Origin of the sequence: Brumimicrobium sp. (genome assembly GCF_048268645.1) — a bacterium.
In the GTDB taxonomy this organism is placed as follows: Bacteria; Bacteroidota; Bacteroidia; order Flavobacteriales_D; family Crocinitomicaceae; genus Brumimicrobium; species Brumimicrobium ulvae.
The window spans coordinates 55,553-69,694 of record NZ_JBLWVE010000005.1; the positions used below are offsets into that span (position 1 = coordinate 55,553).

Genomic DNA, 14,142 nt, shown 5'->3' on the forward strand with positions numbered 1-14,142 from the left:
ATTGATTTTCATATAATTAAAATTAAATGCGTATCCGATATTTTACCAGTAATTTTAGAGTTAAACTTCAATCCTCCATCAAAACAGAGCTTTATGAAATATGGTATATTATTAATTTCAAGATATGACAATATTTAGGATCCATGACGTAAGAAATCCGTGATTATCCAAATTCACCTGAGGTGAAAATCCGTGATTATCCGCGTTGCTTTCAGTTCTGCTGCGTAAACCCAAAGCATCCGTGTCATCGGCGTTCCAATACAGCGCAAACCATTTGTCAAGGAATAGAGCTTAAGTGGTTTCACTAACAGAATCATCGATTGAGTTCATAACCCAGAGTTGCACTTCGCTTACACGGGGTTATCAACAGTTGACCCGTTCTGGGTCGTGTGCAGTTTTACATGTTTAGAGACTGATTTTAAGTTAATTAAAATTAAATGCGTATCCAATACTTTACCAGTAAATTTAGAGTTAAACTTCAATCCTCCATCAAAACAGAGCTTTATGAAATATGGTATATTATTAATTTCAAGATATGACAATATTTAGGATCCATGACGCAAGAAATCCGTGATTATCCGAATTCACCTAAGGTGAAAATCCGTGATTATCCGCGTTGCTTTCAGTTCTGCTGCGTAAGCCCAAAGCATCCGTGTCATCGGCGTCCCAATACAGCGCAAACCATTTGTCAAGGAATAGAGCTTAAGTGGTTTCACTACTGGAGTCATCGATTGAGTTCATAACCCCAAATCGCCCTTCGCTTACACGGGGTTAAAAATAGTTGACCCATTCTAGGTCGTGTGTACCTTACTATGAAATAAGTAAAGAAGGATTTGTGTAGTTTAGGGGAATAAATTAAGAACCACAAGGCCTGAAGGTATCTCTGAATGGAACGCAAATTATTTCACTCTAACAACTTACTCCAATACTTTTACCACTTACTAAACTAACTATAGATCAAACAGTAAATTAGTTCCCCATTTCTGACATAAACTTAATGCGCATCAAACGCAATTCTTCTTCTGTGTAATCACCATCGAATTCGTCGTAAGCTTCTTTCAAAGAGTCTGTTTCAGCTTCAGAGAAATAATCATAAATCTCCTCTTGATTATCTTCATCTAAAATTTCGTCCAGATAATAATTAATGTTTACACGGGTTCCAGAGTTAACGATCATTTCAATTTCATCGATAATTTCATCCATTGATTTACCTTGTGAAGAACTAATGTCTTCCAAAGGAAGTTTTCTGTCGATATTTTGAATTAACTGTACTTTCAATCCAGATTTATTCACTAAAGACTTCACCACTAAATCTTGTGGACGTTCAATATCGTTGCTTTCCACATGCTCTTTAATCAAAGCTAGAAAGGGGGCACCATATCTACGTGCTTTTCCTTGACCAACACCTTGAATATTAACCAGTTCTTCCTTTGTAATTGGGTATTGGAAGGACATATCCTTCAAGCTGGACTCCTGGAAGATCACAAACGGTGGAATGTTTTTATCCCGCGAAATTTGCTTACGCAAGTCAAGCAGACCTTGATACAACACCTCATCAAAAGCATCTTTCATTCCGCCACCGCTTACAATATCACCTTCGTCTTCATCAAGGGAATAATCATGTTCTTTAACAAGTATGAAGGAATGCGGTTTTTTTATGAAATCATGTCCACGTTCTGTCATTTTAATCACGCCATAGGTTTCAATATCTTTAGAAATTAAACCTGCAACAAGCGATTGTCTAATCACAGCATTCCAAAACACTTTATCTTTGTCTTTTCCTGCGGCAAACGAAGGCAACAAGTCGTGTTTATAGGATTTTATTTCTGTTGTATTTTCTCCATATAGGAAAGAACATATATGATTTGCCCTTTGCATTTCTTTCAGTTCAATTACAGCGTTAAGCAATTTCAACACATCTTCTTTTCCTTCTGTTCTTTCTTTCGGGTTTCGACAATTATCGCACATTTCAGAACACTTCGAATCATCATATTCTTCACCAAAGTAATGAAGTAAATATTTTCTTCTACAAATAGAGGTTTCGGCGTAGGATACAATTTCAAACAACAACTGTCTTCCTATTTCTTGTTCAGCAACAGGTTTTCCTTGGAGGAATTTTTCTAATTTCTCAATGTCTTTATAGGCGTAAAAAGCTACACATTCGCCCACTCCACCATCTCTTCCGGCACGACCAGTTTCTTGGTAGTAACTTTCTAAAGACTTAGGAATATCATGGTGAATCACAAAACGAACATCTGGTTTATCGATTCCCATTCCAAAGGCAATTGTAGCAACGATTACATCGCAATCTTCCATCAGGAAAGCGTCTTGATGTTTTGCACGTGTGGCAGCATCCATTCCGGCATGATACCCCAATGCATTAATTCCATTGACACGTAAAACTTCAGAAAGTTGTTCTACCTTTTTTCGTGAAAGGCAATAAATAATTCCAGATTTACCCTTTCTCTTTCTGATGTACTTAATAATTTCTTTTTCGACGTCTTTCTTGGGTCGAACTTCATAATATAAATTATCTCGATTAAAAGAAGCTTTAAACACATCGGCATCCACCATGTTCAAGTTCTTTTGAATATCCTGCTGAACCTTTGGCGTCGCTGTTGCAGTTAACGCTATAATAGGAACATCAGAAATGGCTTCAAAAATCTCACGTAGTCTTCTGTATTCAGGTCTAAAATCATGACCCCATTCAGAAATACAGTGGGCTTCATCAATAGCAAAGAATGAAATCTTTACAGAAGTAAAAAAATCTATATTCGCTTGCTTGGTTAAAGATTCAGGTGCAACATAAAGTAATTTTGTTTTCCCTGCTTTAATGTCCTCTTTAACTTTATTTGCCTCCGTCTTTGATAGGGAGCTATTGAGAACATGTGCTACAGAATCGTCCTCGCTGACATTGCGAATGGCATCGACTTGATTTTTCATCAAAGCAATCAAAGGTGAAACGATAATAGCTGTTCCCTCTGACAATAAAGCGGGCAATTGATAGCACATTGACTTCCCACCCCCGGTAGGCATGATGACAAAAGTATTCTTTTTGTCTAGAATACTATTAATGATTGATTCTTGATCACCACGAAACTGATCATATCCAAAATACTTACGCAAGGCAAGATTTAACTCCGAAACTTCTGCAACAGACATAATATAACTGATTTTTCTTCTCTTAAATATACAAAAAAAAGGCAATACGAATTTAAGAAATAAGTAAATACTTCTCAAAGTCTATCGCCATAAGACATTATCAGGGGGATGAAAGCGTGATTTTCAAAGACTAATCGTTTGAAAACTTGTGGTATTAAGAAAAACTTAACCATCTACCATTGTAGTTAAATGCTTAAATAATGAGGTTTAAGGTCAAAAAAAAGAGGTGAACACCAAATCAATGGGATCACCTCTAGAAATATTAAATCAAACACTAATTAAAGCTCCTATGTTGTCCATTGGTTGTGAATAATTGCCTTGAGCAAATAATCTTCACCTTGTTTTTCTACAACAAATATTAAAGCTTTCCAGTCCAAGTACCCCTCCTCTGATGGAGCGATATAAAATTCTACAAAAGTAGCTTCTGGATAAAGTTGATGTACATTATGAAGTTCACTTCCATAAGCCTTAGGCGCTTCTCCTTCATAAGTTTGAATACTCAACTCTTCTGCTCCAAGAATATCCACTCCAAAAATGTATTGATTAAGATACTCAGGAGTTGACATCAATAAAGAGTCCCCACTTCCATCTTGGACACCCCAAAAGTGCACCTCATCTGTTCCTGCCTTTATCTCTTCGATAGTCACTTCTCTAGCAGTAGCTGTATCGATGTAAGCATAAGGTGAGAAAAGAATTTTACCTGAAGTATATCGCGTCAATAAATCATAACGACCTTCACTCATTTCTTTATATGCCATTCTAGCAAAAGCGACTTCATCGTCAAAGTGGTAAGAAACTTCTTCTTCCTCCGCTTCTCCAATAACAACTTCTTCTTTCACTTTTTCAACCGGTTCAACTTCTTGTTCTGCATCTTTATTTTCACACGAAAACAAACCAACAAGAAGGACTAACATCCAAATTTTTCTCATTATTTCTTAATTAATTTTTTAACGACTAACTGATTCCCTAAAGTTAATACTAAATTATAAACTCCTTGTGAGAAATCCCCAATTTCAATTTGATTTTCATTTGGTCCAATCATGGAGCGCAATACAAGCTGTCCTTTCATATCGTAAATCGCAACACTCATATCCTGTTTAACATCTTTAAAAAGAATGTATTCAGTCGCTGGATTCGGATAAATAGAAACCTTTTCTGGCCCATACAAAGGAACACTTAAATTATCTAAATACCTTTGCCCGTTACTAGACGAATCTGCAATTAATCCGGCTCCATTTTCAGCTTTAACAGAGACATAATACACTTGATTATAAATAGGATTTGCGAGCAAGTGTGATATTGTAGTATTCAATCCGTTGCTTGACCATGCTACGACATCATCATCTCCAGCAGTTGTTCCAATCGCAACTTCAAACTCAACGATTCCAGAATTCGGATCGTTAGCTGTACCCCAGTTGGCATCAATAACCGGAGTATAAGTTGTATCGATATCGGTACTCGTACCATCATTAATGACTAAGTCTACAGGAGCTGTCCAATCTACATCCACCAACTCGGTGTGTATATTTGAAACATTGTAAGCATTGTCTTTTATTATAGACATTACCCGGCCCGAACTCGTGTTTGGATTTGGATTCTCCATTCTTATGTCATCGCCTACTGTTGGTCCCACATGAACATCAACGGAAGGATATCGAGAGCGGTAAACAGTGAAATCATCCACCTCCATAGTTGCATTTCCAGAGCGGAAAGAAACAAAATCACCCGTTCCTACAGGGTCGGGATCAACATAAGTTCCAATCAGTTCATCGTCAATATACACTTGCATTTTACCAGAGATTCGATCAAAACTAAGTTTAAAATCATACTCTGTGTTGGCATCAATTGTATGTGAAACATTAATCAATGGAGGTCCAAAAACATTGTTTTCAACTTTATAGAATTGCACTGCGTTATCATCTACTCTAAACCAAATAAAATAAGAGTCACCTCTTTCAATTCCAGTAGGATCACTACATAAAATATAAAGTCCTCCTCTTCTGTTTCCGACAGCACCTCCAAACTTACCTTTCCAATGATAGAGGTAGTTATTCGACAAACTCTGGTTCAAAGGAATGTAAACATTATTGTTGTGTAAACTTGCATCTGTTTGCACTAGTTTACCGTTGCTCATCCCCCAGCTTCCAGCTTCCACTGTCCAATCTGAATTTAGCGATGTTCCGTCAAACCCATCATAAATAAATCCTCTTTCATGGTTTGCCGTCCAGTGTCCGTTCGATAAATACCCTACATGATACAGCGATTTTTCAACACCAGCTCCATCTACATCATCTTCATCCACGAAATCAGCTTGAAAATTACTTGTCTTCCAACCGTTAGAAATATTGATTGCTGTACTCGGTGAAATATGATCTGGGGGTGTCACCGGAACAGAAGAGTAAGTTGCTGACCAGCCTGGCTTTCCAGTTGCACAATCTGATCTAAACTCAAACAAGAGCGTTCCATTGTTGGAAGTTACTGATCCAGGACCACTTGTTCCTGTGTACTTTCCAATCAGAGGAGCATTAGTTGTTGTACCGTCATAAACAAAAAGGTAATCCCAATTGGTTTCCAAATCAAAACTAGTAAAGTTCATTGTTAAGGAACTCACATCATTGGGAGCAAACAACCATAATTTTCTTTCATCATCTCCATAGTTTCCTGACGCTCCTCCAGAATCATAAAAGTTACCGCTTGTATTGGTAATTGTAGTGATACTTGGATTGGCATTGACCAACTTATAATACTTTTCCCAATTCCAATGGATACCAGGATCTGTGTGCGACTGGCTGGGGAAGTGTTGGTGTCCCTTAATACGTGTACATGCACCAAGGGTATTAATTCCTGAAGTTGAATTACCAAAATATGTTCTTACAGGTTTTAAATTTGCGTCATGATTCTTTGTTGTAATATGTCTACTTAAAGCAGCAGAACTTTGATACATGGCATTGGTATACCAACTAGGGTCGTTCACCCAGCCTTCATGCTCATAGCCAATTGCAATAGAGTTTGAGTTTCCAACATGCCACCCTCTTTTATACTCCTCTAACATTTGGGTTATTTGACCATCACTAGATCTAATGACATAATGATAAGAAACATTTGCAGAACAGTTTTGAGCCCAAGAAATAGCCCCTGCATAAGACCCTTGAATCGTATGGATGGTAATTGCCTGAACAACCGTACCATTTCTAGAATTATAATTACAAGATGGAGTTGGCACCCATAAAGCAGGACCATATCCTACAGATTTATTCGTTGATCCTGAATTAGGCATATAGGATAACCCTGATTCTATTTCAATTCCAGTTGGGGTAAAATTAACTTGAGGTGCAGAAAGCACTTGATAATTGCTTGCTCCAAACACCTGTTCTAGATTTAAGTTATGTGGTGCAAAACCATGGGTCTGTGCAAAATCAACATCTTTTAGGTAACGCATAATTTCAAAAACCTGTGCATCTCTTGCATAAAGATTTACTCTTCCTGAATCAGGAATTTCAGAGAGTTTAATTAATGTATTATAAATCCTTTGATCAGCTGGCAAACCAGCATGCTGAAGGTATATGTGTTCAAATGCAGCAGCATAGGCTTTAATCTGAAGGTCAACATCTGCTTTTTGTTGACTGACAGTAATGTTTGAAAGTTGGGCAATTAATTTTCCATTTTGCTTATAATAGTTAGCACCATCATCAAAAACACCCATCACACCATAAGGACTAGGCATACCTGTACACGACGGTGCATAAGTTTCATCAATATTTTGCATATGGGTTCTTGTCCAAGAAACTGTTTCTAAAACTCCTTCAGGAACGTTTGGATGATCTATATAAGCTTGATTAAAAGATAAATTTTGCCCTAAGATTAAAAATGGAGCAAAAAACAGCAATAGTAGCGTACTGATTTTCATTGTAGTATTAATATTAGTTTAGTGGGATAAATTTAAAAAACATAATTTAATAATCGTGTTAAAATTTCACTTAAATCTCTTTTTTAGTTAATTTTCTTATTTCATTCCAGCCAGAGGAATTTATTATATCATTTAATCTTATTCAAGCATATAATTATAAATTAGGATTACTTCATTCTTTATAATTTTCATAATGCTACTCAAAAACGGTTTAATTGGTTGGTGTAAAAGAAAGCTTCAAATAAGCATTTCAATTGAAGTTGGACTTTCTTAGAAGGAATTAATTTTATTCGGACATTTAGGTGTAAAACAAGAATAAAACTCTAATTTTGATGTACAAATAACGAGTTATGGAAATCACAAGAGATAAAGTTTTAGAAGCGTTGGGAAATGTAATAGAACCCGACCTTAAAAAGGATATAGTTTCACAAAATTTAATTGAAGATTTACAAATCGAAGGCAACAAAATATCACTCAATGTAAACGTTGTCAATCCTGCAATGCATGCAAGAAAAAGAATGCAAGAAGCAGTTTCTTTTACTTTAAAGCGAATTTTAGGAGATGAGATTGAAGTAGAAACCAATGTAAAAGGAATGTCTGCTGAAGCAAAAGGTTCGCGCAGAAAAGTTCTACCAGAGGTTAAACACATTATTGCCATTGCATCTGGAAAAGGTGGAGTTGGTAAATCAACAGTTACAGCAAATCTAGCAGGTGGCTTAGCCAAAGCAGGATATAAAGTAGGTATAGTAGATGCTGACATTTATGGTCCATCTATGCCAACGATGTTTGATGTGGTTGGAGACCGTCCTGCCTCCATCAATGTAGAAGGCGAGACAAAAATGGCGCCTGTTCTATCTTATGGAATCTCTATTATGTCAATCGGGTTCTTTACGGAGCAAGACGACGCAGTAGTATGGAGGGGGCCAATGGCATCAAAGGCACTTACTCAAATGTTCACAGACACCCATTGGGGCGAGTTGGATTATTTATTAATTGACCTACCCCCAGGGACAGGAGATATTCATTTATCCTTAGTACAAAACATTCCACTAGACGGGGCCATTATTGTATCAACACCACAAGAGGTTGCACTTGCAGATGCCAGAAAAGGAGTAAACATGTTCCAGCTGGACACCATAAAGGTTCCAATCGTAGGGTTGATTGAAAACATGGCTTGGTTCACACCAGAAGAACTTCCAGAAAACAAATATTTCATTTTCGGTAGAGATGGAGTGAAGAATTTAGCCAAGGGGATGAATCAACGTTTCCTAGGTCATATTCCCTTAGTTCAAAGTGTTCGAGAGGCTGGAGATATTGGAAGACCGGCGGTAATGCAACAAAACACAGTTGTTTCTGAGGCTTTTGACGAATTAGTTCGTAAGTTTGTAGAGATAACAAAGTAAACATTTAACATGACCGAAGGAATGGAAGCATTAAAGAAAACAGTGAATGATGCATTAGAGCAATTGCGTCCGTTTTTAGAACAAGATGGAGGCGACATGGAATTGGTTGAAATCACCGAAGAGAAAGTTGTACGCGTCCGTTTACTTGGTGCTTGTCGTGATTGCTCTATGAGCGTTATGACATTAAAGGCTGGTTTAGAAGAGGCCATAAAAAAAGCTGCTCCAGAAGTACTTCGTGTAGAAGCTGTTGATCAAACAGAAGAAATATCTAAATAAACCACGACATGCTTGGTTTCAATCATGCATTTCGTGGTTTATCTCAAATGTTCCGTTCGGAACGTAATTTCAGAATTCAATTTGCTGTATTTCTATTAGTAATAGCAACAGGTCTATATTTAGACATTTCAAACATCCATTGGTTGGTTATTTTGTTGTGCAGTGGATTGGTCCTCTCGCTCGAAACAATCAATTCTGCAATAGAAAAAACCTGTGATCTCATTTCAAAAAAAGAACATCCTCAAATTAAACTCATCAAGGACCTATGTGCTGGAGCAGTTTTGCTTGCCTCAATATTTTCAGCCATTATAGGTGCAGTGATTTTTTATTCCTATTTATTTAATGATTAAAGTCAGATAAAACGCTCTGGGTTACTTAATAAAAATTCATTATCTTGTTAGAAAATTAAGATTATGAAAAAGATACTTGTACCTACGGACTTTTCTGAATATGCATTAAATGCTGCTAAACTAGCAGCTAACCTAGCCAAGAAATTTGACGCCCGAATATACTTTCTCCATGTGGTTTCTATGCCTGTGTATGAAACAGGGATTATTCCTGGTCAATCACAACAAGATATTGCAGAAGGTTTATTTATTCTAAAGAAAGTGAAAATGGATTTTCAAGAATTATTAAGTCAAGACTTTCTAGAAGGAGTAAACGTAGCTAAAGCAATTCAATATGATGGAGTTTATGAGTCTATCGTTAAACAGGCAAAAGAGAATGATATTGATTTAATTGTAATGGGAACACATGGTTCTTCGGGGTATGTTAACGACTTTTTTATCGGAAGTAACACAGATAAAATTGTTCGACTTTCCAAAACACCAGTTTTAACTACGAGAGATGAAGTTCTGGACCCGAAATTTGAGCGACTTGTTTTTGCAAGTGATTTTGGAGATGGCGTGGTTACATCTTTTAGAAAAATCGCTGAAATTGCTGAACTTCTACAAGCAAAAGTCGACTTAGTGAGAATCATAACACGTGATGATTTCTTTTTCTCTGGACCGATGTTAGATTCAATGGAATCATTTGCTAAAGAAAATGGCTTGGTTAATTACGATTGTCACGTATACGCAGCCGAGTCTGTCCAAATTGGAATAAACGAATTTGCTCATCGTGTAAATGCAGATTTAGTTACAACAGTAACTCATGGGCGAAGAGGGTTGGCTCGACTTTTTAACGGTTCTGTAACGAGCGATCTTATGAAATCAAGCACCTTACCAATACTTACCATCCGTGCTCAAAGATAATATTCACTTGATATTCTGAACATTGCAAAAAAGTTGATTTTTTTTTTGAATTTTTTTCGCCTAAGGCTTGCTTCAAAAGAAATTAATTGACTATATTTGCAGTCGCAGTCGAGAAAATGACTTTTATAAACGAATAAAAAATCTCAACCGCAAAATGAAATAGAATATCTTTTTAAAGAATATATTCCTCCTTAGCTCAGTTGGTTAGAGCATCTGACTGTTAATCAGAGGGTCCTAGGTTCAAGTCCTAGAGGGGGAGCAAAATTGAGCTTGTCGTTTTACGGCAAGCTCTTTTTGCTTTTAATGAACATTTGAAGTTGAAAATTTGGGGATTAAGCTTATTGGATACTTTTAGAAACCAAACCACCAACTAGCAATGCTGAAGTAGATCAACACTCCGCTAATATCAGCAATAGAGGTAATTAAAGGAGCACTTGCTGTTGCAGGATCAAGTTTAAGTCGGGTAAAAATAAAAGGCAATAACAGACCAACAACACTTCCCATCAGCACGGTAAGAATCATTGTAAGGGAAACTACAATAACAACTTCGGGAGCGCGATAACTGGCCACCAAAGACACCCCTACAGCCATTGTAATTCCTAAAGACAAAGAAACCAAAAGCTCTTTTCCGATTAATTTATACCAATCCGACAGTTTAACGTCCCCCATGGCCAAAGAACGTATCATTAAAGTCGCAGTTTGAGAACCAGCATTCCCACCACTATCAATCAATAGCGGTAGAAAAAACACCAAAGCAACCACAGATTGTATAACGTTCTCAAAACTGGCCAAAGCTGCGCCAGAAAATAAATTCATGAACACTAAGGCCACCAACCAAACCACTCTATTTTTATACAAATCAAAAACACGTGCTTTAAGTGGATTATTTACTGCACTCTGAAACGCACCAAACTTTTGGAAATCTTCTGAAGATTCCTCATCGACAACATCCATGATATCGTCAAAAGTTACAATTCCAAGCAATACACCGTCTCGACCAACAACAGGCAAAGCCACCCTATCGTAATCTTTAAAAACCTTAATAGCTTCCTCTTGATCTTCGGAAGCACTAAGAGAAACAAATTGATAATCGATTAGCTCCTCCATTGTTTGTTCTGGATTGGCCAAAATAAGGTCTTTAATTTTTAAATCATCGATCAAATTCCAATCTGCATCTACAATATAAATTACATTGAGGGTTTCAGCATCTTGACCATATTCACGGATATGTTGGAAGGTTTGTGCAACTGTGAATTCAGGCCTAACCGCAACATATTGAGTTGTCATCAGTCGACCGATACTGTCCTTCGGATAACCCAATAATTGATTGGTGATTTCTCTTTGCTCAGGAGACAACTCTTTAATTAGTTTTTGCGTAACTTCTCCTGGGAGCTCACCCAAAAAAGCGGTCCTATCATCTGGCTCCAAATCATTTAGCAGTCGCGCAATTTTTGCTGCATTCACTGCCAATCCATTAATGATCTCTTGTTGTTTTGTGTGCGAAAGAAGTTTAAATACCTCTTTTGTTTGCTGCTTATCTAGCAGTCTAAAAATAATGATTTTATCGCGTTCAGAGAAATCTTTAAAAAGCTCAGCAACACTAACAGCTTCAAGCTTTTCAAGTTCATACTTTAAAGTCTTCCATTCTTTAATTCTAATCAAAGAAATCAAATCTGATTTCAATTCATCTATTGCTTGGTCCATATACGGTTATCAATAACATTTTACACAGTGTCTAAGATATTAAACTAAAACAGATTGATTACACAAAAACCTACAAATAAGGAAGTCATTAAAAATCATAGCAACAGTCAAATAAATATAGAGCATCAAACCGTAGATCTTCCATATACGTAATATACCGTTAGAAACATTGTAGCCGTAGTAATTTTACAAACTTGATTCACTGCATCACCAATACTTTCTTTTACAGGCCAATTTTGAACTATTTCTTTTGCGTTTTTTTCAAATTCCTTACGCTCCTTCTTTTTACGACATATTGTAGGGTAAAGTTTACAAACATCAATCAATCCAATCAACCCCCTGTCCTCATTATCTAAATCATCCAGATACTTTAGTTTAGTTCTGTATTCAGAAATAAGGATTTGCTGTGCTAGCGTATTGGTCAAGACACTTTTTCTATATGGAAACAGACCTAAAAATCGTTTGTGCTCAACACGGACCAAAGACTTACCTTCCATTTCCTCCAAATGCTCCCATAATTTAGAAGACCGTTTTCTATAAATACTCAACAATCGACTTTTAAGGACTTTGGGGTTCTTCTTATTACTCACCTCCTCCAACAATTCTTTCAGAAAAGGGTGTTTGACTTCAACATCATTTCTTTTCACAAAAATCCGACGTTTCTTGATACTAATCTTGTCTAAGAGGGCCAATTCCATATAAACACATGCAGCATAACCCAGCTTAATATAATTAAAAGGTGAGACAAACCCCTTCTTGCGAGGATGATGGGCCAATAAAAGGAATTTTTCGGTGGTAGTGAGTTCCATATTTGCAATTTTACAACAAGATAAAACAAAAATACCGAACCACAAACAACATAACAGTCACAATTTGAAGCTATTATGGAATTCCTAAAAACAAAAACGGGATCTAAATCCGATTAAATTCGGAGTAAAAAAACAAGGATAACTGAAAAATCTAACCACAAATTACTCGTCAAAAAACGTGTAATTTCTCAGTTCAAGCACCATTATAAAGTTCGTTGCGATGTTTTGAATCAGCACATCATTAATTAACATCGTTTCGTCGTGATAAATCACTTGGTATTGAGTAATATACTCGTCATTCTTGTATTCCTGTTTCTTCACAAGGTTATCAAACTCATCGTAGCCAAAAACAAAAGTTCTATTTTGAACACCGGGTGTATTCGAGCGCACTGATATACTATCCAATAGATTTTTCTCATTGTACGAATAAGTCGTTGTTTTGGTACCCGAAGTCCTGTGCAAGCGTTCAACCTCTTGAGTAACTAGTCCTGTTTCATCATAGTAGGTGAAAACATCTTTATATGGAATATCGTAGCTATTATAGATTGTACGTTTTTGCTGACCTTCATAATTAGCATATGACGAACGTTCAGAGGACACAGTAAACTCTCTTCCCAATTTAAAATTGGTGACACTAGTAGTGTTTCTATTTATGTTTCTTCGGTATTCTTCATTAACAACACGTCCTTCATCATCATATTCGTATATGTAGGCATAGAAGCCATACTGGTCACGCTGTCTTAAAGCGGTTAAGTTCCCCTTTTCATCATACTCATAAATACTCACTAAAGTATCTTGACCTTTAGCTACCTGGCGACTTTCCAGTTGTTTTATCAGCTGCCCATTCTCATTAAAAGTATACTGACGAAAGTAATCGGTTTCCCTTAATATATCTCCAAGTTTATAATGGATAAATCCTCCTGAAATGGTTTTTATTTTATTTTTTTTAATGATTTTCTCATTAAAATAAGGTTGGTCTGTAAATGCTTTTCCTGAGGAATTATCGAGCAACTGTGCACTACTTATCTGAGCATTACAGAACAAGAGAAAAACTATTGTAAAAGACTTAAATCGAAATTGCATTTTCGTTCAATTTTATTTTTTAAAGAAAAAAGACCTCTGCCGAGGTAAACGCAGAGGTCTTTTTATAACCGATTTAATTAACAAATAAAATTCTGGCTATTTATTTAACTCTTCTTTTACAAGAGTTGAAATTATTTTTCCATCCGCTTTTCCTGCTAGGGCTTTAGTAAGATTTCCCATTACTTTCCCCATGTCTTGCGGTCCAGAAGCACCAACTTGAGCTATTGTTTCAATCACTTTTGATCTGATTTCTTCTTCACTCATCATTTTCGGCATATAAGCTTCAATAATTTTCGCTTCAAACAATTCAGTTTCTGCTAAGTCTTCTCTTCCTTGTTCCACATAAACATTGTATGAATCCATACGTTGTTTATGCAGTTTTATTATGACTTTGTTCTCTTTTGTTTCATCCACCTCTCCTTGTCCAGAAGTTGCTTCATTCAAAAGTTTGGCTTTGATATCACGAAGTGCACCCAATTTCTCTTTGTCTTTGGCGCGCATTGCTTCTTTAATATCTTGGCTTATTTTTTCTGTTAAACTCATTG

11 protein-coding genes and 1 tRNA gene are annotated in these 14,142 nt (G+C 36.5%); 5 read left to right on the forward strand and 7 right to left on the reverse strand.

The features are described from left to right. Window positions 1–969: 969 nt before the first annotated feature. The 3 genes from recQ to ACN0U3_RS06030 form a co-directional block, all read right to left on the reverse strand. Window positions 970–3,162 (reverse strand): DNA helicase RecQ, encoded by a 2,193-nt coding sequence (recQ, locus tag ACN0U3_RS06020; RefSeq protein ID WP_417265531.1) that lies wholly within the window; start codon window positions 3,160–3,162, stop codon window positions 970–972. Between the two features lie 287 nt (window positions 3,163–3,449). After that, the gene (locus ACN0U3_RS06025) at window positions 3,450–4,091 is read right to left on the reverse strand and encodes a hypothetical protein (protein ID WP_417265532.1); all 642 of its coding nucleotides are present in this window, start codon (window positions 4,089–4,091) and stop codon (window positions 3,450–3,452) included. Beyond that, complete coding sequence (locus tag ACN0U3_RS06030; protein ID WP_417265533.1) at window positions 4,091–7,069, reverse strand: N-acetylmuramoyl-L-alanine amidase; 2,979 nt, start codon at window positions 7,067–7,069, stop codon at window positions 4,091–4,093. Before ACN0U3_RS06030 ends, ACN0U3_RS06025 begins: the two co-directional genes overlap by 1 nt. A gap of 350 nt (window positions 7,070–7,419) precedes the next feature. Here ACN0U3_RS06030 and ACN0U3_RS06035 point away from each other — a divergent pair, with 350 nt between their 5' ends. The 5 genes from ACN0U3_RS06035 (at window position 7,420) to ACN0U3_RS06055 (ending at window position 10,260) form a co-directional block, all read left to right on the forward strand. After that, window positions 7,420–8,472, forward strand: coding sequence for an Mrp/NBP35 family ATP-binding protein (locus ACN0U3_RS06035; protein ID WP_299207196.1), 1,053 nt, complete (start codon window positions 7,420–7,422; stop codon window positions 8,470–8,472). 9 nt (window positions 8,473–8,481) lie between these two features. Next, entirely contained in the window at window positions 8,482–8,748 is a 267-nt protein-coding gene (locus ACN0U3_RS06040) for a NifU family protein (RefSeq protein WP_299207194.1), read from the forward strand. Between the two features lie 8 nt (window positions 8,749–8,756). Continuing rightward, window positions 8,757–9,098, forward strand: a complete 342-nt coding sequence (locus ACN0U3_RS06045) for a diacylglycerol kinase family protein (RefSeq protein ID WP_299207192.1) — start codon at window positions 8,757–8,759, stop codon at window positions 9,096–9,098. A 63-nt stretch (window positions 9,099–9,161) separates the two neighbouring features. Further along, window positions 9,162–10,001: a universal stress protein gene (locus ACN0U3_RS06050; RefSeq protein ID WP_417265534.1), complete on the forward strand. Its 840-nt coding sequence runs from the start codon at window positions 9,162–9,164 to the stop codon at window positions 9,999–10,001. 185 nt (window positions 10,002–10,186) lie between these two features. Continuing rightward, a tRNA-Asn gene (locus ACN0U3_RS06055) sits at window positions 10,187–10,260 on the forward strand. A gap of 92 nt (window positions 10,261–10,352) precedes the next feature. Here ACN0U3_RS06055 and mgtE read toward each other — a convergent pair. The 4 genes from mgtE to ACN0U3_RS06075 form a co-directional block, all read right to left on the reverse strand. Then, complete coding sequence (gene mgtE / locus ACN0U3_RS06060; protein WP_417265535.1) at window positions 10,353–11,705, reverse strand: magnesium transporter; 1,353 nt, start codon at window positions 11,703–11,705, stop codon at window positions 10,353–10,355. A gap of 125 nt (window positions 11,706–11,830) precedes the next feature. Then, a complete protein-coding gene (locus ACN0U3_RS06065) occupies window positions 11,831–12,514 on the reverse strand; it encodes a GOLPH3/VPS74 family protein (RefSeq protein ID WP_417265536.1) in 684 nt (227 codons plus the stop codon). Between the two features lie 162 nt (window positions 12,515–12,676). Continuing rightward, a complete protein-coding gene (locus ACN0U3_RS06070; protein WP_417265537.1) occupies window positions 12,677–13,597 on the reverse strand; it encodes a hypothetical protein in 921 nt (306 codons plus the stop codon). A 96-nt stretch (window positions 13,598–13,693) separates the two neighbouring features. Beyond that, complete coding sequence (locus tag ACN0U3_RS06075; RefSeq protein ID WP_299207182.1) at window positions 13,694–14,140, reverse strand: GatB/YqeY domain-containing protein; 447 nt, start codon at window positions 14,138–14,140, stop codon at window positions 13,694–13,696. Window positions 14,141–14,142: the final 2 nt, after the last annotated feature.